Origin of the sequence: Pseudomonas sp. GM102 (assembly GCF_000282555.1) — a bacterium.
In the GTDB taxonomy this organism is placed as follows: domain Bacteria; phylum Pseudomonadota; class Gammaproteobacteria; order Pseudomonadales; family Pseudomonadaceae; genus Aquipseudomonas.
This window is the reverse complement of record NZ_AKJB01000111.1, coordinates 32270-57287: the sequence shown is the minus strand read 5'-3', so window position 1 is coordinate 57287 and position 25018 is coordinate 32270. Positions and strand designations below refer to the sequence as shown.

18 protein-coding genes are annotated in these 25018 nt (G+C 58.2%); 5 read left to right on the top strand and 13 right to left on the bottom strand.

The genetic code is table 11. From position 1 onward, the window contains the following. From PMI18_RS05205 to PMI18_RS05260, 12 genes are all read right to left on the bottom strand, one after another. A partial coding sequence (locus tag PMI18_RS05205; RefSeq protein WP_007905630.1) for a type VI secretion system Vgr family protein occupies positions 1 to 1413 on the bottom strand: 1413 nt, incomplete at its 3' end. Positions 1414 to 1642: 229 nt separating this feature from the next. Next, positions 1643 to 2374 carry a hypothetical protein gene (locus PMI18_RS05210; RefSeq protein WP_007905629.1) on the bottom strand — a complete coding sequence of 244 codons (732 nt, stop codon included), beginning with the start codon at positions 2372 to 2374 and terminating at the stop codon, positions 1643 to 1645. A 487-nt stretch (positions 2375 to 2861) separates the two neighbouring features. Further along, entirely contained in the window at positions 2862 to 3800 is a 939-nt protein-coding gene (locus PMI18_RS05215; RefSeq protein ID WP_007905628.1) for a carbohydrate kinase family protein, read from the bottom strand. Between the two features lie 13 nt (positions 3801 to 3813). Continuing rightward, positions 3814 to 5310: a xylulokinase gene (gene xylB / locus PMI18_RS05220; RefSeq protein WP_007905627.1), complete on the bottom strand. Its 1497-nt coding sequence runs from the start codon at positions 5308 to 5310 to the stop codon at positions 3814 to 3816. A gap of 126 nt (positions 5311 to 5436) precedes the next feature. Next, the gene (locus tag PMI18_RS05225) at positions 5437 to 6912 is read right to left on the bottom strand and encodes a mannitol dehydrogenase family protein (protein ID WP_007905626.1); all 1476 of its coding nucleotides are present in this window, start codon (positions 6910 to 6912) and stop codon (positions 5437 to 5439) included. 14 nt (positions 6913 to 6926) lie between these two features. Next, positions 6927 to 8030: an ABC transporter ATP-binding protein gene (locus PMI18_RS05230; RefSeq protein ID WP_007905624.1), complete on the bottom strand. Its 1104-nt coding sequence runs from the start codon at positions 8028 to 8030 to the stop codon at positions 6927 to 6929. Between the two features lie 142 nt (positions 8031 to 8172). Beyond that, complete coding sequence (locus PMI18_RS05235; RefSeq protein ID WP_007905617.1) at positions 8173 to 9003, bottom strand: carbohydrate ABC transporter permease; 831 nt, start codon at positions 9001 to 9003, stop codon at positions 8173 to 8175. A 10-nt stretch (positions 9004 to 9013) separates the two neighbouring features. Then, positions 9014 to 9940 (bottom strand): carbohydrate ABC transporter permease, encoded by a 927-nt coding sequence (locus PMI18_RS05240; protein WP_007905615.1) that lies wholly within the window; start codon positions 9938 to 9940, stop codon positions 9014 to 9016. Positions 9941 to 10111: 171 nt separating this feature from the next. Continuing rightward, entirely contained in the window at positions 10112 to 11434 is a 1323-nt protein-coding gene (locus PMI18_RS05245; RefSeq protein WP_007905613.1) for an ABC transporter substrate-binding protein, read from the bottom strand. A gap of 319 nt (positions 11435 to 11753) precedes the next feature. Further along, entirely contained in the window at positions 11754 to 12659 is a 906-nt protein-coding gene (locus tag PMI18_RS05250; RefSeq protein ID WP_007905611.1) for an AraC family transcriptional regulator, read from the bottom strand. Positions 12660 to 12854: 195 nt separating this feature from the next. After that, positions 12855 to 14144 (bottom strand): glycosyltransferase, encoded by a 1290-nt coding sequence (locus PMI18_RS05255; protein ID WP_007905609.1) that lies wholly within the window; start codon positions 14142 to 14144, stop codon positions 12855 to 12857. 56 nt (positions 14145 to 14200) lie between these two features. Next, a complete protein-coding gene (locus PMI18_RS05260; RefSeq protein WP_007905607.1) occupies positions 14201 to 14566 on the bottom strand; it encodes a response regulator in 366 nt (121 codons plus the stop codon). Between the two features lie 260 nt (positions 14567 to 14826). Between PMI18_RS05260 and PMI18_RS05265 the strand changes: the two genes are divergently transcribed. Genes PMI18_RS05265 through PMI18_RS05280 form a run of 4 tightly spaced genes read left to right on the top strand, consistent with a single transcriptional unit; the run spans position 14827 to position 20795 of the window. After that, positions 14827 to 18318 (top strand): response regulator, encoded by a 3492-nt coding sequence (locus PMI18_RS05265; RefSeq protein ID WP_007905606.1) that lies wholly within the window; start codon positions 14827 to 14829, stop codon positions 18316 to 18318. After that, positions 18318 to 19133, top strand: coding sequence for a CheR family methyltransferase (locus PMI18_RS05270; protein WP_007905605.1), 816 nt, complete (start codon positions 18318 to 18320; stop codon positions 19131 to 19133). Before PMI18_RS05265 ends, PMI18_RS05270 begins: the two co-directional genes overlap by 1 nt. A 25-nt stretch (positions 19134 to 19158) precedes the next feature. Then, entirely contained in the window at positions 19159 to 20373 is a 1215-nt protein-coding gene (locus PMI18_RS05275; RefSeq protein ID WP_007905604.1) for a hybrid sensor histidine kinase/response regulator, read from the top strand. Positions 20374 to 20417: 44 nt separating this feature from the next. After that, complete coding sequence (locus PMI18_RS05280) at positions 20418 to 20795, top strand: response regulator (protein WP_007905602.1); 378 nt, start codon at positions 20418 to 20420, stop codon at positions 20793 to 20795. 27 nt (positions 20796 to 20822) lie between these two features. Here PMI18_RS05280 and PMI18_RS05285 read toward each other — a convergent pair whose 3' ends face one another. After that, entirely contained in the window at positions 20823 to 21737 is a 915-nt protein-coding gene (locus tag PMI18_RS05285) for a hypothetical protein (protein WP_007905600.1), read from the bottom strand. Between the two features lie 378 nt (positions 21738 to 22115). Here PMI18_RS05285 and PMI18_RS05290 point away from each other — a divergent pair, with 378 nt between their 5' ends. Further along, a complete protein-coding gene (locus tag PMI18_RS05290; protein ID WP_238542622.1) occupies positions 22116 to 25010 on the top strand; it encodes an RHS repeat-associated core domain-containing protein in 2895 nt (964 codons plus the stop codon). Positions 25011 to 25018 lie beyond the last annotated feature (8 nt).

Below are 25018 nucleotides of genomic sequence, written 5' to 3'. Positions count from 1 at the left end.
GCGGGTTTTGTTCGCCGGCAGGTCGTAGGGGACGACGTTTTCCTTGTGGTACAGGCAACCGGTGATCAGCGGTTGGTCGGGGTCGCCTTCGAGGAAGGTCACGAGCACTTCCATGCCTACTCGCGGGATGGCGATGCCGCCATAGGCGTTGCCGGCCCAGCCGGTGGCGACGCGCAGCCAGCAGCTGCTGGTGTCGTTGCCCTGGCCGTCGCGGTCCCAGTGGAACTGCACTTTGACGCGGCCGTATTCGTCGCAGTGGATTTCTTCGCCCGGCGGGCCGGTGACGATGGCGGTCTGGCTGCCCAAGGCCTTGGGTTTCGGGTGTTCCAGAGCCGGGCGGAAGTGCGCGTCCCACGGCGTGGCGAGGAAGCGGTTGCGGTAGCCCTGGTGGAACTCGTCCTTGCTATGGGTGACGTCGCTGGTGATGTTTTCGCCGAGCACTTGCGGCTGTTTGCCTTCGTGGACGATTTCCAGCAACAGCCAGAGGTCATTCCACTCGGTGCGCGGGTGTTCGCTGAGGGCCATGAAGTGGCCGCTGACCAGGGTCGGTTCGTCGCCTTTGCCTTCGGCGAGTTGGTAGTCGCTGCGATGGCGTTCCAGGGCGCGGGTCGCCAGTTGCTTGCCGCGCGCACGGTCGGTGAAGCGGCCGGGGTAGTCGTAGTCTTCGAGGTCCGGGGCGAACGCGCTTTTGGCCGCGCCCTCAGGCAGTAGGTGCGGTTTTTCGAAGTCGTAGTCGCGGCGGCTGACGCGGGTGGTACGGGTTTCCAGGCGCAGGTTGAAGCGCTTGATCACCGGCTTTTTGGCAGCCATGCCGGAGTCTTGCTGATAGCTCACCGGCGCGAGTTTGCGGAACACTGTCTGGTCATCGCCGAACACCAGTTTGTGGCCGCTGGTCGAGTGCTGGAAGTGGAAGTGAATGCCTTCCTCTTCGCACAGGCGCTGGATGAAGTGCAGGTCGGATTCGTCGTACTGCACGCAGTACACGCGCTCGGGGTAGATCGCGCCGAGCTGGAAGCTGTAGGCGTCGGCCAGAATGCCGCGGGCCTCAAGCACTTGGGCGATGATCTTCGGCACAGTTAAATGCTGGAAAATCTGCTGGTCGTGGTTGTGCCGCAGATAAGCGAGTTGCGGCACCAGGCTGATGCTGTAGCGGGTCAGGCTCTTGCCGGAATCGCCTTGCTCGATGCGGTACACCAAGCCATGAATTTTGCCCTGGCCGGTGGCGCCGAAGGTCAGGCAACCGGGCTTGTGCAGCAGCTCTTCGAGTTTCAGGTCGGGGCGGGCGCTGACCAGTTCGATGTCGAAACAGAACGGCTGGTTGAGGGCTTCGCGACCGACGAAGCTGAGGACCTGCAGGTCGACGGAAACGCCTTGGAGTGTGAGGGAGATATGGATTGCGTTTGCGTCCAGCATGCCTTGAGTTCCGTCCTTTGAAAAAGCAGGGGCGGATGGTGCAGCATTAAAGTGCCATGTTCAAGGTTGAAATGCCGTAGGCCCGGGGCCTGACGGGTATCGGGCTTTCCCCTATAGCCGAGGTTTTACGCAATGAATACAGGCGTTTTTTGAGGCGATTGGGGCCGTCACACCAAATAAAAGAAGGCCCCACAGGGTGGGGCCTTCCTTCATTACTCAGCCAGGAAATTCAAAGCGATTGCAAGGAAATGGTCGCGCTCTGAGAGTCTTGCTGGCTGTCAGCATCCATCCACACCCATTGCGTACCGTCGCCTTGCAGATTATTGGTAATGCTCTGAATCTGCGAGTAAACGATCTTGACGCTCCCAGCCGCACTGGCAGTAGGCCCAATGTTGGTAACCTGATTGGCAAGGAGGCCGTTTGAAGTCTCATTGACAACAAACACGGTCGCTTGCGCCTCACGGAACTGGCAAGAGAGGAACTGTGTAATGGTGCTGGTGATCGTCAGGTTCATCCATTTCGATGGGGGTACCGCATAGTAACGGGCGTACTTGTTGAACGGATGCTGCTCACCATCGGCCGGTAGTGGATAGTTGCTGAGCCCTGATGTGTTGGTCGGCATGCCGACACTTCCCAACCAGATTTCGACCTGAGAGTTACCGGCATTGCTGGGCAGTGAAACCGAAACGGTTTGAGTATCGGTGCCCGAAACAAAACCCAAGGATGCCAGGCCTGCATTGGCCGTGGTACCAGGCACCGTGATCGGTACGGGCGGCTGGCTGTTGCTCCAGTTCACATAGACAGTCGAATTGTTGTCATTTTGAGCGGAGTTGTAGGTAAAGATGCCATAAAGCTGGCCGGGGCTAAGTGCGGTACAGGTGGCTGTATCTCCTGCGGTTAGAGTAATGCGTTGTCCGCCGTTCCAGTTAATTTGGGCAGCTGAGATAGCGACACTTTCCATGTTGGAGTTCCTTTTCCTGTTGTGGGGTATAAGGATGACCGCACAGCAATTTCCTTACCTGCGCTGTGCGTGGAAAGGATATTAGTTGAAGGCATGTAGCGGTCAAGTAACGGGCTGGTTATTTTTAGTTGAACGCACTTGCCTTCAGTAGCCGCTGGATTGTCTTGATGGAAACTTACCGTGATCATCTGTTTTATTTATATAATTCAATAGGATAAGAATCTGTTGCGCGTTCAGCGGTAGTACTGTTTGAAGAGGCAGGAGTTTAAGGAGTTGGTTTTTTGGAATAGATGAAATTAGGAAGCGCTATAACTGTGCTCTTAAGTTTAAAGACTATAAAACTGTCAATATCCGTTTGTCTTTTTATTTGGGTTGAGGGCTCGTTGCATATTTTTAATCGAAATAAAAATATATCAAAAAAATATTTAATCTCTACCGGCAGGTCCTGAAACCAGCACCTGCGGTAGTGATAAGGGGGGCGCGAATGTCAGCTCAACTGCTGCCGATACGGCAAATCCGGCCCGGTCTTGCTGCACGTCAGCGCCGCTGCGCTCACCGCAAACCTGAGCATCGCGTCGATCTGTTCACGGCTCAGCTGCTGCAAACCTTCAACCGAATCCAGGTGCTGCTCGGTCAGCCAGGTAATCAGCGCCGCCTGGAAGGTATCGCCGGCTCCCACGGTGTCGGCAATCTTCACCGAACTGGCCGGCACCGACCACGAGCCGTGGGCACGGCTGAACACTGTTGCGCCTTCGCCGCCACGGGTCAGGAACACCAACTGACAGCGATATTCCAGCCAGCCTTCGATGACGCGCTGAGGATCTTGCTCGGGGTACAGCAGACTCAAGTCTTCGTCGCTGACCTTGATCAGGTCGGCCAGCTCCACCAGCGTGGCAATCCGTGAACGCCACAATTCGATGTTCGGCTCGGGATTCAGGCGCACGTTCGGGTCGAGGCTGATCAGGCGCTTGCCGCTTTCCCGTTGCACCAATGCCAGCAAGGTATCGGCAATCGGTTGCACCACCAGCGAAAACGAGCCGACGTGCAAACCGCGCACTTCAGGCCCTAGCTCTGGCAGGTGCGCCAGGCTCAACTGCCGATCGGCGCAGCCTTCGCCACGAAAGCTGTAGTGGGGCGAGCCATTGGCACCGACCGCGACCATCGCCAAGGTGGTCGGCGCGGCAAAGTCCACGAGGTAGTCCGGGCGCACACCTTCATCGTGCAGCACTTGCTGCAAACGTCGGCCGAGGTAATCGGTCGATAGCCCGCCAAACAGTGCGGCGTCTACGCCCAAGCGGCGCAAACCTACGGCCACATTGAACGGCGAGCCGCCGGCAATTGCCTTGAAATTCACTTTGGATGCCAAGCCGCTGGCATCGTCTTCGCTGAAGAAATCGAACAGTGCTTCGCCACATACCAGATACATAGTTTCTCGCTCTTTAAAGGGTTGCGACATGCTGTCGATAGCGTTCATAGGCCTGCTGACAGGCCGCCACATTTTCTGCAATCGGTAAGGTTTCACTGGCCAGATCGAGCTTTACGCAACGCTCGCACAAGTCCGCCAGGCTGTCTTCGTGACCGTTTGCCCAGGATTTGCACCACGCCGCCTGAATCGCTGCGCCGAGGGCCGCGGCTTCACTTTGCTCGGTACAAATCACTGGCGTATTCATGATGTCAGCGACGATCTGTCGCCACACCGGGCTCTTCGAACCGCCCCCAATCAGGCAGATGCGCAGGCTTTGTAAGCCATTGTGGCGCAGCAGGTCCAGCCCGTAACGCAAACCGAAGGTGGTGCCTTCTACCACGGCGCGGCACAGATTGGCCCGGGTCAGGTTGCTCATGGTCAACCCCAGCAGGCTGCCGCTGGCATGGGGCAGGGCGGGAACGCGCTCGCCATTGAGGAACGGCAGCATGCACACGCCGTCGGCACCGATCGGCGCTTGCGCGACCAAGGCGTTGAACGCTTCGATATCCAATTCGAACAACTCGCGAATCGCGCCGGTCGCGTTGGTCAGGTTCATCGTGCAGATCAGCGGCAGCCAGCCGCCGCTGGAGGAGCAGAACGTCGCGACCGAGGCGTCCGGGCTGACGTTCGCTTGCTCGGCGTAGGCGTACACGGTCCCCGAGGAACCGAGGCTCATGGTGATCGCGCCGGGCTTTATATTGCCGGTGCCGATGGCGCCCATCATGTTGTCGCCGCCGCCGCTGGAGACCAGTGCCTTGGGGTTGATGCCGAGGTGTTCGGCGATACTCGGCAGGATTGTGCCGACCGGTTGGTGAGCATCGATCAGCTCCGGGAGCGCGGCTTGCAGGCGTCCGGTGGGGTCGATGTCGCGCAGCAGTTGCAAGTCCCACTGGCGGGTGCGCACGTTGAAATACCCGGTGCCCGAGGCATCGCCGTACTCGCTGCAACTGCGCCCGGTGAGCCAGAAGTTGAGGTAGTCATGGGGCAGGAGGATGCGGGCGATTCGGGCGAACACCTCCGGGTGCTGTTCTTTGGTCCAGAGCAGTTTGGACACGGTGTAGCCCGGCGCGATGACAACGCCGAGGCGTTCCAGGGAGTCTTTTTCGCCGCCCAGATGGGCGAGCAAGCGGTCATTCTCCGGCGTGGACTCGGTGTCGCACCAGAGCTTGGCCGGGCGCAGCGCCTGGCCGCGATCGTCGAGCAGCACCAAGCCATGTTGCTGGCCGGAAACACCGATGCCGACGATGGCCTGGCCGTCTACATTTGCGGCGAGCAACGCGCGACGAGTGGCCTGGGTGAAGGCTTCCAGCCATTGGGCAGTGTCTTGCTCGCGACGACCATTGGCGCCGCTGATGAGGCTGTGGGCAGCGGCGCCCTGACCGAGGACCTGGCCGCTGTGCGCGTCGAGGATCACGGCTTTGGTGCCTTGGGTGCCGCAGTCGATACCGAGGAATAGTTGTTGGTTTGCCATGGAAACACCCTACCGAAGATCGTTCCCACGCTCTGCGTGGGAATGCCTTAATGGACGCTCTGCGTCCGCTTCTGGATGGGACGCGGAGCGTCCCGGGCTGCATTCCCACGCAGAGCGTGGGAATGATCAGGCGGCGAGCACTCTTTCCAGCGTCCGCGTCACCCCAACATCGCGCAAGCTGTTACAGCACCACTCGAACGCAGCGACAAATTCGGGTGAGTTCGGAATCGCCGTCCCGAAAATCTCCTCCACTTCCAACAACCGCTGAGTGATCAACACATCATCGGCCACCAGCGTCTGGCAGAACGCCGCCCGTGGATCCGCAATTGCATAGGTCTGGCCATTCTCATCCACGCCTTTGAGGTACAGCGCCCACGCCGCGACCACCAGCGCCGCACGCTTGGTCTCCTGCCCATCGGCAATCAAGCGGTTGATGGTCGGCACGGTGAACTTCGGAAACTTCGACGAGCCATCCGAACACACCCGTTCCAGTTGATCGGCAATCGCCTGATTGGAAAAGCGCGCCACCAGGGTATTTTTGTACTCGGTCAGGTCGATCCCCGGCACCGGCGCCAGTTGCGGCGTCACGTCCAGGTCCATGTAGGCGCGCATGTAGCGCACGAACAGCGGGTCGTTCATGGTTTCGTGAACGAAGCGGTAACCCTTCAAAAAGCCCAGATAGGTCAAGGCCAGATGGCTGCCGTTGAGCAGTTTGATCTTCATCTCTTCGTAAGGCGTGACGTCATCGGTGAACTGCACGCCGACCTTTTCCCAGGCCGGGCGGCCGTTGACGAACTTGTCTTCCAGCACCCACTGCACAAACGGTTCGCAGACCACCGGCCAGGCGTCATCGACGGCATGTTTGTCGGCCAGTTGCAGGCGATGCTCGGTGCTGGTCATCGGCGTGATGCGGTCAACCATCGCATTAGGGAAACTGACATGGCGCTCGATCCAGTCGCGCAGATCGGCGTCGCGCAGGGCGGCGAATGCCAGCAGGGCTTTACGGGTCACGGCGCCGTTGTGCGGCAGGTTATCGCAAGACATCAGCGTGAACGCGGGCATACCGGCTGCACGCCGTTTGGCCAGTGCGGCGCAGAGGAAACCGAACACGGTTTTCGGTGCGTTCGGGTGAGCCAGATCGTGCTGGATCTGCGGCAGGTGTGCCATGAACTCGCCGTTGCTGTCATCGATGCAATAGCCGCCTTCGGTGATGGTCAGCGAGACGATGCGGATATCTGGATCGGCGAGCTTGTCGATCAGCACTTCGGCGCTGTCTTCGGCCAGCAGCATGTCACGGATGGCACCGATGACCCGGACCTCGGCGTCGTCGGCGTCGCCGAGTTCGAACAGGGTAAACAGATAATCCTGCTCTTTGAGATCGTCCCGGGCGCGGCGGTCTTCGGCGCGCAGGCCGACCCCGCAGATGGCCCAGTCCAGCGCTTCGCCGGTATTCATCAAGGCGTCGGTGTAGTACGCCTGATGCGCGCGGTGGAAACCGCCGACGCCAATGTGCGCGATGCCTTGGCGGGTGTCGCTCAGGGTGTAGGCGGGCAGGGCCACCTCGGGAGCGAGGCGGTTGAGGTTCTGTCTATTCAGTTTCATCGCATGCTCTCGGATCAGGCTGCGGCGCGCACTGGGCGGGTCAGCGCCACGCCGTCGGCATCGAATAAATGGCAGTGTTCGGCATCCAGGTGCAGGCTCAGGGTTTCGCCATAACGGCTGGCCAGATCGCCGCGAACGCGCATGGTCAGCGCTTCGCCGGAAGACGTCAGGACGTGGCAGAAGGTGTCGCTGCCCAAGCGTTCGCTGACGTCGGCAGTGACTTGCAAGGTGCAGTCGCCGGGTTGCGCCAGCTCCAGATGTTCCGGACGAATCCCTAAGGTCACCGCGCCGCCGACACTCAGATTCGCCCCGCTCAGCGGCAGGGTGATGCGGGTGCCGGCGTCCAGCAGCACTTCGCAGCTTTGGCCGTTGACGCGGGTGACTTTGCCCTTGAGGAAGCCCATTTTCGGCGTGCCAAGGAAGCCTGCGACAAACAGGTTGGCCGGCTGGTGATACAGGTCCAGTGGCGAACCGACTTGCTCGATCTTGCCGCCATTGAGGACGACGACTTTGTCGGCCATGGTCATCGCTTCGACCTGGTCGTGGGTCACGTAGATCATCGTGGCTTGCAGTTCTTTGTGCAGGCGCAACAGTTCCAAGCGCATCTGCACCCGCAGGGCAGCGTCGAGGTTGGACAGCGGCTCGTCGAACAGGAAGATTTTCGGGTTGCGCACGATCGCCCGGCCGATGGCCACGCGTTGACGCTGACCACCGGACAGTTGCTTGGGCTTGCGCTCCAGCATCGGCCCGAGTTCAAGGATGCGCGCCGCTTCGCCGACTTTTTTCTCGACTTCGGCTTTCGCTACACCGGCCAGGTCCAGCGCGAACGACATGTTTTTGCGCACGCTCATGTGCGGGTACAAGGCGTAGGTCTGGAACACCATCGCCAGGTCGCGCTTGGCCGGGCTGACTTCAGTGATGTCGCGGCCATCCAGTTCGATGGTGCCGCCGCTGACTTCTTCAAGGCCGGCGATCAGCCGCAGCAGGGTGGATTTGCCACAGCCCGACGGGCCGACGAACACCACGAATTCCTTGTCATTCACCTCCAGGTCAATGCCTTTGATGATGGAAAAACCTTCGAAGCCTTTTTGCAGATTTTTGATTTTCAGGTTGGCCATGATGATGGGCCTCCACATGTTGTTATTCATTTAAGCCGGACGGGCTTTTCTGTAGGAGCTTGGCTTGCCGGCGAAGGCGTCCGAAAGATCGCCTTCGCCGGCAAGCCTGGCTCCTACAGGGATCGTGTTGAGTCGGCGATCTTCATTTCACGGCGCCGAATGACAGGCCGCGGACCAATTGTTTCTGGCTGATCCAGCCGAAGATCAGGATCGGCGCACAGGCCAGGGTCGACACCGCCGACAACTTGGCCCAGAACAGGCCTTCGGGGCTCGAGTACGAGGCGATCAATGCGGTCAGTGGCGCGGCCTGGGACGAGGTCAGGTTCAGCGACCAGAACGCCTCGTTCCAGCACAGGATCAGCGACAGCAAAACCGTGGAAGCCAGGCCGCCCTTGGCGATCGGCAGCAACACCCGGACCATTTCCTGCCACAGCGTCGCGCCGTCCAGGCGTGCGGCTTCGAGGATGTCCTTGGGGATGTCTTTGAAGTAGGTGTAAATCATCCAGACCACGATCGGCAGGTTGATCAGCGTGTAAATCACGATCAGCGCGATGCGCGTGTCCAGCAGGCCGAAGCTCTTGGCCAGCAGGTAGATCGGCATCAACACGCCCACCGGTGGCAGCATCTTGGTCGAGAGCATCCACAGCAGCGTGCCTTTGGTGCGCTGGGTTTCATAGAACGCCATCGAGTAGGCCGCCGGCACCGCGATCAGCAGGCACAGGGCCGTGGCGCTGAAGGAAATCACCACCGAGTTCCAGGCGAAACTGAAGTAGTCGCTGCGCTCGTTGATGTGCAGGTAGTTCTCCAGGGTGGGCGTGAAGATGAACTGCGGCGGTGTGGCGAACGCGTCGATTTCGGTTTTGAAACTGGTCAGTACCATCCAGAAGATCGGGAAGAAGATCAGGATCGCGATGGCCCAGGCCAGAGTGCCGAGCAGCAGGCTTTGCAGGCGGCGGGATTGTTGAAGAGTCATGGCGCAGGCCTCAGGCTTTGTCTGTCAGGTTTTTGCCGATCATTCGCACCAGCACGATGGCCGCGACGTTGGCAATCAACACCGCGATCAAACCGCCGGCGGACGCCATGCCGACGTCGAACTGCACCAGCGCCTGGTTGTAGATCAGGTAGGCGAGGTTGGTCGAGGCGTAGCCGGGGCCACCGTTGGTGGTGGTGAAGATTTCGGCGAACACCGACAGCAGGAAGATGGTTTCGATCATCACCACCACCGCAATCGGCCGGGCCAGGTGGGGCAGGGTCAGGTGCCAGAAGATCGCGACCGGACCGGCACCGTCCAGGCGCGCGGCTTCTTTCTGTTCCTGATCGAGGGACTGCATGGCAGTCATCAGGATCAGGATCGCGAAGGGCAGCCATTGCCAGGACACAATGATGATGATCGACAGCAGCGGGTAATGCGCCAGCCAGTCCACCGGTTGCGCGCCGAACAGCTTCCAGATGTAGGCGAGAATTCCCGAGACCGGGTGAAAGATCAGGTTCTTCCAGATCAGCGCACCGACGGTGGGCATGATGAAGAACGGCGAGATCAACATCACCCGCACGATGCCGCGACCGAGAAACTCACTGGCCTCCAGCAACGCGCTGATCAACACGCCGAACACCACGCTGATCAGCAACACACTGCCCACCAGCAACAGGGTGTTGGTGGCGCCGGGCAGAAAGCCCGAGTCACTCAGAAAGTAGCTGAAGTTCTCCAACCCCACGAACTGGTTTTCACCGGGGTAGAGCAGGTTGTAGCGAATCATTGAAAAGTAAACGGTCATGCCCAGCGGCACGATCATCCACAGCAGTAACAACGCTACCGAGGGGCTGACCAGAAACCAGCCGGGGTTGGTCAACCGGCTTTTACGTACCGGTTGGGCAATGTCCATGTGAGCTTTGACAGTTGAAATATTCATGGCGTTAAAACCGATTAAGAACAGACAAATGAAGATCCAATGCGGGAACAGGTTTGTGTGGCGAGGGAGCTTGCTCCCGCTGGGTCGCGAAGCGGCCCCAAAAATTTTGCGACTGCTTCGCAGCCGAGCGGGAGCAAGCTCCCTCGCCACACAAGCCCGTTCCCACAGTTGTTATTGCGCGGTTACTTTGGGATAACCGGCGCGCTTCATCTCACGTTCGGTGGTTGACTGGGCGGCGGTCAGGGCCTGGTCGACCGTGGTCTGACCGATCAGCGCTGCCGAGAACAGTTTGCCGACCTGGGTGCCCACCGCCTGGAACTCAGGGATGGTCACCAGTTGGATGCCGATGTAGGGCACGGGCTTGAGGGACGGTTTACTCGGGTCCGCGGCCTTCAGCGATTCCAGCGTCACCTTGGCGAACGGCGCGGCGTTCATGTAGGCCTCGGTGTAGGTCGAGGCGCGAGTGCCTGGCGGCACGTTGGCGATGCCGTCTTTTTCCGCGACCAGTGCGCCGTACTCCTTGGAAGTGGCCCAGGCGCTGAACGTTTTCGCCGCGTCCTTGGCCTTGGAACTGGTCGGAATCGCCAGCGCCCAGGAGTACAACCAGGCCGACCCTTTGTCGGTGGTTTCATGCGGTGCGTAGGTGAAGCCGACGTGATCGCTGACCTTGCTTTGGGTCTTGTCGGTGACGAACGAGCCGGCGACGCTGGCATCGACCCAGATCGCACATTTGCCGCTGTTGAACAGTGCCAGGTTTTCGTTGAAACCGTTGCTGGACGCGCCCGGCGGGCCGGACTTCTTCATGGTGTTGACGTAGAAGTTCAGCGCGTTTTTCCATTCGGAGCCGATGAATTCCGGTTTCCACTGCTCATCGAACCAGCGTGCGCCGTAAGCATTGGCGACAGTGGTGATCAGCGCCATGTTCTCGCCCCAGCCGGCCTTGCCGCGCAGGCAGATGCCGTACTGTTCTTTATCCTTATTGGTGAGTTTGCCGGCAAATTCGCTGATCTGAGTCCAGGTCGGGCGTTCCGGCATGGTCAGCCCGGCGTCCTTGAACAGGTCGGTGCGGTAATAGGTGATGGAGCTTTCAGCGTAGAACGGCAGGGCATACAGCGTACCCTTGACCGAAAGGCCTTCACGCACCGACGGGAACACGTCGTCGAGGGCGTAACTGGCCGGCAAGTCTTTCATCGGTTCCAGCCAACCCTTGGCGCCCCAGAGTGCGGCTTCGTACATGCCGATGGTCAACACATCGAACTGTCCGCCCTGGGTGGCGATGTCGGTGGTCAGGCGTTGGCGCAGGACGTTTTCTTCGAGCACCACCCAATTGAGCTTGATGTCCGGATGCTCGGCCTCGAAGGTTTTCGAGAGTTTTTGCATGCGGATCATGTCGCTGTTGTTGACGGTGGCAATGGTCAGGGTCTGGGCGCCGAGGCTGACGCTACTGAGGGTCATGCAGGTGAGAGCAAGCAGAGCTTTTACAGAAGGTTGCATCGTGCACTCCTTTTCTGCACCCGGCGGGTACAGAAGGACAGTTATTGTTTTTGTGTCTTCCTGCGCAGGAAGAATGTGCACTGATTACAGCCTTCAATCGATGGGGTGACAAATCATCCATCGCACTGTGACCGATACTTTTTTGCACTGGGGTTTGGCGTGTGAGGCGTAAGGCACGGTTATCTAGCGATTAGCTGCTATCGAATCCGTATAGGTTTTTGATCTGAATAGGGGGATCTGTAGGAGCGAGGCTTGCCCGCGAAGGCGTTTTGTCTGACACACCGCCTTCGCGGGCAAGTCTCGCTCCTACGAAAAGCGGTTAGCCCAGGTTTTGCTCGGTCAAACGCTGTACCGCCAACCGCCGGTAGTGCGACGGGGTCATGCCCTTGAGCTGCTGAAAGCGCCGGTTGAAGTTGGAAATATTATTGAAGCCCGACTCGAAACACACATCGGTCACCGTTTTGTCGCCATCGGCCAGCAACTCACAGGATTTGCTGATGCGCAGGCGATTGACGAATTCGATGAAACAGCGCCCGGTGGCCTGTTTGAATACTCGGCTGAAGTAGGTCGGCGTCAGACCCAGGTGCTCGGCGACTTCTTCCAGCGGCAGTTCCCGGGCGTAATGGGCAAAGATGTAATCCACCGCCCGGTTGGTGCGGTCGATGTTGTGTTCATCGGCCAATTGCGGCGTCGTGGCACCGGAAAGTAACTGATAGTCATCGGACGCCGCCAGTAACTCCAGCAGAATGAAAAAGTGCCCGAGCCGGGTCATGCCCCGGGTGTCGGCGATGCGCTGCATCAAGGTCATGGCCTGGCGAATCGTGCGCTTGCAGCGAAACTCGATGCCGTACTGCGCGCGCTCCAGCAAGGGTGCAAGCGCCTTGAGTTCGGCGAACACCTGATGGCCGCTTTCAAACAGTTCGTCAGTGAAATTGACCAGCATGTCGCGCTTGGGCACCACTTCGTCTTCGGCCACCTGGCTGATCCAGTTGTGGGGCAGGTTGGGACCGGTCAGGAACAGCGTTTCCGGGTAGAAGTTACCGATGTAGTCACCAATGAACACCTTGCCGGAGCTGGCGACAATCAGGTGCAGCTCGTATTCCTTGTGGAAATGCCAGCGCACCAACGGGCACGGGAAGCCGTGCTGACGATAGATGATGGACAACCCGTTATGGTCGTCCATCAATTCGTAGGAAGGATCGGTAACTCTGGCTGGTCGGCTCATGTCAGGGCACTTTTATTGTTATCGCCCGTTGATCATGCCTCTTTCCAGGCTCACTGTGCCAGCCTGCGACACTGACCGTGGCTGCTCGATAGCGAATGGTGGTCGAAGACAGCGATCAGAAGAACGTTTCGCAGGGCGTCCCTTCAAGTGCTGATAAGTTCTTGTTGCGTTCGGCGGGCGAAGTTCGGCATTTTCTTAAATGCGATTTTTTGCTTCAATCCACTGCGCCATGTACTGAGTGCTTTTGTGATGATGATGGCGCAGCATGCTGCCGGTAAAGTTATCCCTTCTAAGTTGTGTCAGATGTTGCTGGCAGTACAACAACTTCTCGATCAGTGCCGGGCCATGTATCGCCGACTGATAACGATCGGCTAATAACATCTGCCCATGGGATTGGGCACTCATCCAAAGGTCTTTGTCTTTATAAAGACGAACCGCACCATCGGCGAACTCACGCGCGGTTTGGGTCACGACGCCCGGCCAAGGCTGTTCGCGGTGCATCGCTTCTGCGCCGATCGGGGTGGTGACATTGGGCGTGCCACACAGCATGGCGTCGACAATCTTACCTTTGATACCCGCGCCGAAGCGTAACGGCGCCAGGCACACCCGTGCCGCGGACATGACTTGCAATGCATCTTCTGCCCAGTTCATCACATGAAACCCTTGGGCTGCATTGTGCAGGGCGGTGGCTTTGGGCGGCGTATAGGCGCCATAGATATGCAGTTGCGCCTCTGGCAACTGCGCACGGATCAGCGGCCAGATCGTGGTTTTCATCCAGAGCACAGCATCCCAGTTGGGCGCGTGGCGGAAGTTACCGATACTGAGGAAATGCGCGCGGTCTTCAAAGGCCGGCGATGCAGTGGTCAGCGGTTCGACCATCAACGGGCACCAGTGCAGCAGTTGTTGCGGTAACCCGAACTGCTCGACCAGCAATTCAATCTCCACCTCGGAGATCATCAGGTTCAAGTCGCAGCGATACAGCGCGGCGATCTCCCGTTTCGCCAGATCGGTATCGGCCATGAGCTCGAACTCTTCACGCAATGCCGGGGCGAACAACTCGCTGAAATCGTTGGCGTCGTCACTGGCCTTCAAGCGTTCCTTGAGCCGCTCATGCCGGGCATGCCGCAGGCATTGCAGATCGGAAGTCTCCAGCACGCGCAAAGCGTCGGGGCAGTGTTTCTCTACTCTCCAGCCGAACTGTTCCTCCATCATGAACTGGTCGAACAACACGATATCCGGGGCCAGTTCGCTGACAAAGATGTCGAAACTGCTGTTGTTCAACTCGATCGGCACTTCACGAATGCCCAGCGCGGTCAGGTCCGCACGGTGCTCACCGGTGCCAGCGGGGCTACTGAAGGTGATGTCCCAGCCTTGCTGCAGGAACGTATCGAGAATTTGCATCACATGCCCACCGGCCGCAGAAGAGCGGGGTTCGGGCCAGACGTAACCAATCACCAGGACTTTGGTTGCGCGGGGCTGACTCATTGACGGGTATTCCTTGAAGCGGGTAGAGGGCGCAGAGAATCGGCGTGCGAGAAAATTCAGGCTTGGACGAGTATGTCTTTGACCTTGTCCCGTAACTGATCGATAGAGAATGGCTTGCCGATGAGATACATGCCGTCTGGCACCTCGATGCTTTCGGCATAGCCGCTGGCGAACAGGATCGGCAACTCGGGACGCAGCATGCGTGCCTGCTTGGCCAATTCCCGACCGTCCATGACCGGTAACCCTACATCCGTCATCATCAAGTCGATGTACTGGTCTTCATCGTTGATGAACTCCAGCGCCGCTTCACAGCCATCCGCCGCAAGCACCTTGAATTCGAGCTCCTCCAGCACATCGACGATCAGCGTGCGCACAATGGCATCGTCTTCGACGACTAGAATGGTGGAGGTGTCAGCGGACATAGTGGGGCTCTCAAAGGTTGAATTCGCGGTTGCCGGACGATCGAAACCGCCGGGTTCTTGCGTGAATAAGTGACGAATCACGACAGGTTCCCGACGCGCTACAAAAACAATAGCTGCACAAGAGCCGCACAGAATAACCGCTCCTTTGTCCCAGAGCAGCTAAATGCAGGTTTTTGCCGCAAAACATGTCAGAAAAATGGATGGCCCCGGCCGTTTTGGGGCAGACTCGATGCTTTTCAACAGTACGACAAGGCTTCCCCATGACCTCTGCGTCCTCGGTTGATGAGCAACGATTCCGTAAACTCCTGAGCCGCAACGTCAGCCTGCCGTTGGGTGTCGGCGTCATCAGCGCGGTTTTCTTCGTTTCGCTGATCACCTACCTGCTGTCGGTGATCCAGTGGGTCCAGCACACCGACCGGGTGATCAATAATGCCAATGAAGCGATAAAGTTGACCGTCGATCTGGAAACCGGCATGCGCGGGTTCCTGCTTAGCGGCGACGAACATTTCCTTGATCCCTACGAGACGGCCAAGCCGAGAATCGCCGTCGCTCTCAATACCTTGCTCGAATTGACCGCCGACAATCCGGTCCAGACCGATCGTCTGCGCCGGCTCCAGGCCTTGCAGACAGAATGGGCCAATTACGCGCAATCGATGATCGATTTGCAGCGCGCCAGCGGTGACTACCGTGGCGCCGTCAAGGCCGGACGCGGCAAACGGCTGACCGATGAGATCCGCAAGCAATTCGAAGACGTTATCGACATGGAGCAGCAGTTGCGTGGCACACGCAACGAGGAAGTGCGGCGCACCACGATCTGGACCATCGCCCTTTATCTGCTGTTCGTAGCCGGTATCAGTGGGTTGCTGGCCTACATTGGCCGTCAGGACTTGCTCAAACTGTCCCAAAGCTACAGCGCCAACCTCGCCGGACAACAGGCCAGTGCCCACCGCCTTGAACAGCAAGCCTGGTTACGCAACGGCCAGACCGAACTGGCCGAGCAAGTCTTGGGGCAACTATCGCTCAATCTGTTGGGGCGCAACATCCTGCAGTTCTGCGCCCAATACTTAGGGACGGCTGTCGCGGCGATCTATGTCCGTGAAGATCATGGTGGCCTGAAACGCATCGCGTCTTACGGTTTCTCCCGGGAACAGGAAGCGCTTGAACAGCATATTTACAGTGGCGAAGGGATTGTCGGTCAGGTGGCGCAGCAGGCGCGCTTGATCCGTCTCGATGACGTCCCAGACGGCTACTTTAAAGTCAGCTCCGGCCTGGGCGAAGGTTTACCGCACAGCGTGCTGGTGGTGCCGACCAGCGACGACGATCGGGTCAATGGTGTGATCGAACTGGGGTTCCTGCGCACGCTGACGGATCGCGATGTCGAACTGCTCGAATTGATTGCCGGTAACATCGGCACCTCGATCGAGGCCGCCCGCTATCGCCAGCGCTTGCAGGAAGTGCTGGCCGAAGCCCAGCAACTCAATGAAGAGCTGCAAGTTCAGCAAGAAGAGCTCAAAACCGCCAACGAGGAGTTGGAAGAGCAGTCGCGGATTCTCAAGGAGTCCCAGACTCACCTGGAAACCCAGCAGTTAGCGCTGGAGCACACCAATAAACAACTCGCCGAGCAGGGGCAGATCCTGGCCGCGCAACGCGATGCCATGGACCTGAAGAACACCGAACTGAATCTGGTTCAAGTTGAGCTCGAAGCGCGTGCCGAAGAATTGCAGCGCTCAAGCAAATACAAGTCCGAATTCCTCGCCAACATGTCCCACGAGTTGCGTACGCCGCTGAACAGTTCATTGATTCTGGCCAAACTGCTGGCGGAAAACCCTCAGGAAAATCTCAGCGTCGAGCAGGTCAAGTTCGCCGAGTCGATCTATTCCGCTGGCAATGACTTGCTTAACCTGATCAACGACATTCTCGACATTTCCAAGGTCGAGGCCGGCAAGCTTGAGGTCCGTCCGGAGAACACCAGTGTTGCGCGTCTGGTGGAAGGTCTGCGAGGCATGTTCCAGCCGTTGGCTGCGCAAAAGAACCTGGATTTGCAGATCCAGTTCCAGGCCGATGCACCGCTGATGCTGTTCACTGACCGCCAGCGGCTGGAGCAAGTGATCAAGAATCTGCTGTCCAACGCGGTGAAATTCACCGAAAAGGGCACCGTCAACCTGAGCGTCGCTGCTCAGCCGGGCAACGGCATCGCTTTTATTGTCGGCGATTCCGGCATCGGTATTGCGCCGGACCAGCAGGAAAGCATTTTCGAAGCCTTCCGTCAGGCCGATGGCACCATCAATCGTCGTTACGGCGGCACCGGCCTGGGCTTGTCGATTTCTCGTGATCTGGCCACCTTGTTGGGCGGCTCGATCAGTGTGACCAGTACGCCTGGGCAGGGCAGTGTGTTCACCCTGGTGCTGCCGCAGCAGTACGTCGAGCCGGGTGACGCGCCTGTCGAGACGATGAAAGCCACGCCGGTTGTCATGCCCCAAAGCGCCATGGTTGCTGCGCCTGTGCCGCTGATTGCCGCCGTCGATATTCCGCGTTTCGACGATGATCGTAACAAGGCGCCATTCGCCACTCGCTGCATTCTGGTGGTGGAGGATGAGTCGAACTTTGCGCACATTCTCTACGACCTGGCCCATGAACTGGGCTATCAATGCCTGGTGGCCCACGGCGCAGACGAAGGCTATGACCTGGCCAGACAATTCTTCCCCGATGCGATTCTGCTGGACATGCGCCTGCCGGATCATTCCGGGCTGACGGTATTGCAGCGACTGAAAGAACATGCCGGAACCCGGCACATCCCGGTGCATGTGATTTCGGTCGAAGACCGCGTCGAGGCCGCCATGCATATGGGCGCCATCGGTTATGCGGTCAAGCCCACCACGCGTGAGGAACTCAAGGATGTGTTCGCCCGTCTCGAAGCCAAACTGACGCAGAAGGTCAAACGCGTATTGCTGGTTGAAGACGACGATGTGCAACGCGACAGCATCGCCCGACTGATTGGCGACGAGGACATCGAAATCACCGCCGTCGGCCTGGCGCAGGATGCACTCGACTTGCTGCGCACCACGATTTTCGACTGCATGATCATCGACCTGAAGCTGCCGGACATGCTCGGCAACGACTTGCTCAAACGCATGTCCACCGAGGATATCTGCTCGTTCCCGCCGGTGATCGTCTATACCGGACGTAATCTGACCCGGGACGAAGAGGCCGAGCTGCGCAAGTATTCGCGCTCGATCATCATCAAGGGCGCGCGCTCGCCCGAGCGGTTGCTGGATGAAGTGACGCTCTTTCTGCACAAGGTCGAATCCCGTTTGTCCCATGAACGCCAGACGATGCTCAAGACCGCCCGCAGCCGCGACAAGGTGTTCGAGGGGCGCAAAGTGCTGCTGGTGGACGACGATGTACGCAACATCTTTGCCCTCACCAGTGCGCTGGAGCAAAAAGGCGCTATCGTGGTCATCGGCCGTAATGGCCGTGAAGCGATTGAGCGATTGCATGAAGTCGAAGACATCGATCTGGTGCTGATGGACGTGATGATGCCGGAAATGGATGGTTTCGAAGCCACCCTCCAAATCCGCAAGGACCCGCGCTGGCGCAGGTTGCCGATCATCGCGGTGACGGCCAAGGCCATGAAGGACGATCAGGAGCGCTGCTTGCACGCCGGCGCCAACGACTACCTGGCCAAGCCTATCGACCTGGATCGTCTGTTCTCTTTGATTCGTGTGTGGTTACCGAAGATGGAACGAATCTAGTGGAGCGCGACACCGAAACCGAATTGCGCTTATTGATCGAGGCGATCTACCTCAAGTACAGCTACGATTTTCGCGATTACTCCGGCGCGTCGATCAAGCGCCGGGTTAATCACGCCTTGAATCAGTTCGAGTGCAAGACCATCTCGGCGCTGCAAGAGAAGGTTCTGCACGATCCGGTCGCGTTCATGCAACTGCTGCAATTGCTGACGATCCCGGTCAGCGAAATGTTCCGCGACCCTTCGCACTTCCTGGCGCTGCGTCGGGAAGTGGTGCCACTGCTCAAGACCTATCCGTCGATCAAGGTCTGGATTGCCGGTTGCAGCACCGGCGAAGAGGTCTATTCGATGGCGATTCTGCTGCGCGAAGAAGGCCTGCTGGATCGCACCATCCTCTATGCCACCGACATCAACCCGCGCTCGCTGGATAAAGCCAGGCAGGGGATTTTCTCCCTGGAGAATGTCCGGGCCTACACTCACAACTACCAGCAAGCTGGTGGTCAGCGTTCATTTGCCGATTACTACACGGCGGCCTATGGTTACGCCATTTTCGACAAGAGCCTGTGCGACAACGTGACCTTCGCCGATCACAGCCTGGCCACCGACAGCGTGTTCTCGGAAACTCAGTTGATTTCGTGCCGTAATGTATTGATTTATTTCAATAAAAAACTACAGGGTCGCGCGTTTGGCTTGTTTCACGAATCCCTGTGTCATCGGGGCTTTCTGGCACTGGGCAGCAAGGAAACCCTGGATTTTTCGGCCTATGGCAATCAGTTTGAAGCATTGGTCAAATCAGAACGGATATACCGCAAATCATGAACAGGGCAATGCTGGAAGGAGTCGCATGTTAGGAAACATCCAGGCCAAACTGCTGATCGTCGACGACCTGCCGGAAAACCTTCTGGCGCTGGAAGCATTGATCAGGCGTGAAGATCGTATCGTCTACAAGGCCCTGTCCGCCGACGAAGCCTTATCGCTGTTGCTGCAACACGAATTCGCCATGGCCATTCTCGATGTGCAGATGCCCGGCATGAACGGCTTCGAGCTGGCCGAGTTGATGCGCGGCACGGAAAAAACCAAAAACATCCCGATTGTGTTCGTCAGTGCCGCCGGGCGTGAGCTTAATTACGCGTTCAAGGGCTACGAAAGCGGTGCGGTAGACTTCCTGCACAAACCGCTGGATGTTCACGCCGTCAAGAGCAAGGTCAATGTCTTCGTCGACCTGTATCGCCAGAGCAAAGCGATGAAGCATCAGGTCGAAGCGCTGGAGCAAAGTCGCCGGGAGCAGGAGGCGCTGCTCAAACAGTTGCAGAACACCCAGAATGAGCTGGAGCAAGCGGTGCGCATGCGTGATGACTTCATGTCCATCGTTGCCCACGAAGTCCGTACGCCGCTCAATGGCCTGATTCTCGAAACCCAGTTGCGCAAAATGCACCTGGCCCGCAATAACGCGGCGGCATTCACGCTGGACAAGATGCACGCCATGGTCGACCGCGACGAGCGGCAGATCAAAAGCCTGATCCGCCTGATCGAAGACATGCTCGATGTGTCGCGGATCCGCACCGGCAAACTGTCGATCCGCCCCAGTCGGTTTGACCTTGTACAACTGGTGAACAACCTTCTGCAAAACTTCGCCCCGCAGGTCGAGGCCGCCGAGTCGTCGGTGACCTTGACGGCCGAGCAGCCCGTGGTGGGCCACTGGGACGAATTTCGTATCGAACAAGTGATTTCCAACTTGTTGACCAATGCGCTGCGTTATGGCGCCAAGAGCCAGATCGACGTACGCGTGTACAATCAGGACGGGCAAGCGCAGGTTGAGATTCAGGATCGCGGTATCGGGATCAGTGAAGAGGATCAGCAGCGCATTTTTCAGCAGTTCGAACGGGTTTCCGCCAAGGCCGTGGTAGCGGGGCTGGGCCTGGGGCTGTTTATTTCGGAGCAGATTGTCGCCGCCCATGGTGGCTCCATCACCGTCGAGAGCCGGATTGGCGAAGGCGCCTTGTTTCGCGTTTGTCTGCCGCTGCAGGAAAACAGCCCGATAAACGCAACCTCTGAGTGACCGCAAGGTCGTATCAGCAGCTATTGACCGAACAAAGGCTTTCCATGAGTGAAGATGCACAAGATGTGGTACTGATCGTCGAGGATGACCCTTCGATCTTGATGGTGCTGTCTGCTTACTTGTCGGGTGAGGGGTATCGGGTGCTGCAAGCCGAAAACGGCGAGCAGGCCTTTGAAATTCTGGCGAGCAAACCGCATCTGGACATGATGATCACCGACTTCCGCTTACCGGGTGGAATCTCTGGCGTGCAGATCGCCGAACCCGCCGTGAAGCTGCGACCGGAGCTCAAGGTGATTTTCATCAGCGGCTATCCACAGGAAATTCGCGAGACCGATAGTCCGATCACCCGCAAAGCGCCGATCCTGGGCAAGCCGTTCGATCTGGATGTTTTGCAACAGATCATGCAGGACATGTTGTCTTGATCGTACAGGTCGGCCCTTGAGGCGGCATCAGGGTACGACTTGATCCGCCGGGTAATAAGCGAATATCGCCTCTTGATTGAGAGAGGCGGGCAGCACCATTTGCACGATCGGAACCACCATGCCGCCACTCTTATTGTAGTAGTCCCTCTGATCATGTTGTGCGCCGGCCAAGCCGCCCGTGGTATAGAGATAGAAGAACGCCTCGATGGGCAATTCTCGAGGGATGTTCTGTGGCCAGGCCGCCAGGATCAGTTCGTTTTGTTGAGGGAACCAACTTGCGCCGAGCATATTCCTCGTGCGTATGGATTGGTAAAAGGAGTCGGCCGCCAGGTGGTTCATGCTGTCACGCACATCGAAACTGCATTGATGAGCGGGCGCACTCGCCGGATCAGGAGCGGCTTGCCAATGCGCCATCCATTGCTCGGCTGTCGTGATGCCGATGGTTTGGCAGCGCAGACTTTGCACAGGGTAATAGGGGTGAAAACCGCACCCCGGTTTGTCTCGTAGCTGAGTCCAGCCGTCGATCGGGAAGCTGCACAACACCTCGATCTTCCTTTTGCCAGGCGGGTTGGCAAGCACCGGATAAAAAATTAGCCCATTGATCTGGCCGAATACAAGATCCCGGAATTTTGAATCCTTGCGCAGAAACGAGAACGATACACCGCCACTCTGTTGTGAATGAGGGCTGGGATTCCAGCTTGAGTAATCCGCAGAGGGTACAGTCGAGCGCAATACGATGCCCGAGCACAGAAACGCCGGCATTGAGGCTGTGCCGCAATTGGTGCGCGTGTCTTGATAACGTCTGGCCAGTTCGGCTGCAACCGCCGCGCCATTGGCTGTAGCGCTGCGGGTTGGAGAAACTCCCCCCGTTCTTTGTTGTTCCTCGCGAACCTGACAGCCCGCCAAAACAACCATCAACATCAGCGCGATGATTTTCTTCATTGCCTGTCCATCCCTTGAAAGTTGACCTGCGCCAGGCAGGCGAGCGCAGAGCGGTCCTTAAGCAGGCGGGCTGCGTACTTCATAAGGGATTTAAACCTCAAGGAATTGCACTGAATAGCTGTCAGAGTTGGCAGGTGACAGCCCTCGCACTGTCATATAGCGTGGTCGGTTGGTTCTATGCGGAAAAAGCGTTTTAAGCGGTCTACCAGCTATCGCGGTCAGGCACGGGGCGAAGTTGATGACGGTACCTGTTAGTTCTGACAGTTGACCGACGAGGCTGAAAAAGCGAATAAATGTCTCTCGCATATTCTCCGGCTTGCTTGCGCACAGCCGATGCCGAGACTGAACGCCATGCACCGAGACACACCGACACTTGCAGTGATTGAGCCACGTGGCGTTTCGGTGCGAGGTGTCGCTTATCATCGGCAGTCGAGCACGCAGACTCCCCGGGCCCACATCACTCAGCACACTCTCGACCTCGCGGGACGTACCAGCCACAGCCGTGACCCACGACTGTTTGCTCTCCATCAAGACGACGAATCGACACGCCCTAATCAAACCACGCTCGTCAGCCTGTCGGGCCGCGCGTTGCTGTCCAACAATGTGGATGCCGGTTGGCGATTGAGCCTGACCGGTGCAGCCGATCAGGCGCTGGAGAGTTGGGATGAGCAACTCAACCACCAGCGGTTTGTCTACGATTCACTGATGCGTCCATTGTTCGGTTTCGAGCAGGTGGTGGGGGAAGCGCAACGACGCACCCTTTGTTTTTCCTACGCCGACGCCAGCATCGAATCCGCCCGGCATAACCGCTGCGGCCAGTTGATCCGCCATGACGACAGCGCCGGCACTCAGCACTTCAGCGAGTTCAGTGTCCTCGGCGTGTCGCTTGAGCAGTCCCGCCGCTTTCTTGAAACTCCCGAAATCCCCGATTGGCCAGTGCCCGAAGCTGAACGCGATCAACTGCTGGAACTTCAGGAGGCGGTCACGCGAACGGGCTGCAACGCCGTCGGCGAGTTGATCGAACACATCGATGCCTTGGGCACCGTGCAGTCCTTGCATCAGACTGTGGCCGGAGAGTTGTACGAAACCTGCGTGACACTGGCCGGTGACCTGACGCCAACTACTTTGGTCAGTCAGATTCAATACAACGCCTTCGGACAGATCGAGCATCAAACCGCCGGCAACGGTGTGGTCACCCACGCGACATTCGATCCGGCTGACGGGCGCTTGAAAACCCTGCTTGCACAAGTGCCGGGGGCGGCGCCGCTGCAGAATCTGACCTACACCTACGATCCGGTGGGCAATCCGGTGCGCATCAGTGACGATGCCCAGCCCATTCGCTATTTCCGTAATCAACGGATCGCCGCCATCAACACCTACGGGTATGACACCCTCTATCGACTCATCGAGGCTCGCGGCCGGCAGCGGATCAACGCATCAAGCGGGCCTGGGTTGCCCGAGTTCGTCTCGTTGCCCGATGCGAATCAGTTGGAAAACTACCGGCAGACTTTTGACTACGACGCCGGCGGCAACCTGGAAATCCTGCACCACAGCGCCGACAGCGGCAGTGGCAGCCGCACCGAATGCACCGCAGTGGCGGCGTTGAGCAATCGCAGCCTGCCTTGGATCGACGGTAACGAACGTCCAACCGACGCTGAAATCGAAGCCGGTTACGACGCCAACGGCAACCTCAAGACGCTGCAACGCGGCCAGGCGTTGCAGTGGGATGCGCTCAACTGCCTGCGTCAGGTCGATCAGGTGGTCCGTGACGACGAACCCAATGATGCAGAGAGCTACGTGTATGACGGCAGTGGCCAACGCCTGCGCAAAATCCGTACCGCCTATACCGGAACCCTGACCCGAACCCACGAAACCCGCTACCTGCCGGGCGTTGAAATTCGCACAAGTCCTGAGGAAACCCTGCATGTGATCAGTGTCCAGGCCGGACGCTGCCGCGTGCAGATCCTGCATTGGGCAAAGGGTCAGCCAGCGGGTATCGCAGCCAATCAGCAGCGCTACACCCTGACCGACCATTTGGGCTCAAGCACGCTGGAACTGGACAAAAACGCCGGCTTCATCAGCGAGGAAAGTTACTACCCCTATGGCGGCACGGCGTGGTGGGCCGGTCGGGACAAAGTGGAGGCGAGCTACAAGACCATTCGTTACTCGGGGCAGGAACGTGATGCCACGGGGCTGTATTACTACGGTATGCGTTACTACATGCCGTGGCGTCAGCGCTGGTTGAGTGCGGACCCAGCGGGGACGATAGACGGACCGAATTTGTATGCAATGGTTGCCTGCAATCCGCTGAAGTATGTGGACTCTGCAGGACTCTCGCGAGAAGAAAGTGGCAAGGCGATGCTCGCAGCGGCGACGCAGGACTTTGGGGCAAAGCTTGTGGGGGCGGGAATGAAATATGGACTGTCGCTCGCATTGGGCAGTTTTAACCCGGTGAACTGGCTTGTAACCGGTGTGGGTGGAGCGTCGGCCGCTGCGAATGGCGCAATCGTGGGCATTTCATGGGTTCGATCTCTTCAAGCTGATGAGATCGGTGATTTTCGTCGGTATGCCGAGCTGGCAGCCGGAGCCGCTGGAGGAGCCTTGTTTACCGCTGCTCCCGTCATCATTGGACACTTCACAAATCCGGGAATGAATCTTGAGGCGTTGAAAGAAGTGCCCTCACTGATCGGCAATCTAGGGTTTGAGGTCACTGCTCAAAGTATTGAGAAGGCGTTTCCAGGTAACTCTTGGGCAGGAAAGCCTCCGAAGTCGGGAATTGTTGCCGAAACCGCCGCCACCATCACGGTCAAAGGGGCGATGGCAATCGCAGCCTACAATCTGTTCGATACACCTGAATTGTTAAGTGCTGAGGGGTTTACCCAAGAAGTTGTCTTTTCCGCGGCGACCAAGGGAGCGGTCGTGGCGACCAATAGCGGCGTGCGGACTTTTTATCCCGAACTGGCTCCCTATCAAACGGCTCAAGGGGGAGAGCCCGAAATAGCTGGGGTAAAACTGGCCAGTGACGTGGCGACGCGGGCCTTCTTTAATACCATTCCGAGGCTGGTTGATATGGCGTTGCAATCAAACCCGGTAACTGCTGTCGTGGGTGATGGAAACCTGAGTAGCACTCTGAGTTTTGCAGCTAAGTCGACCTTTCAGGTGGCACGCAATCAATACAAGCGTGATATCAAATCCGGCCTCGACAGGTTGGTAGCCAACCCTCAGCGACTGTTGGAAACAAAGGGTAAAAATTACGGCAGCACAGGGGTTTAGACTTTCTG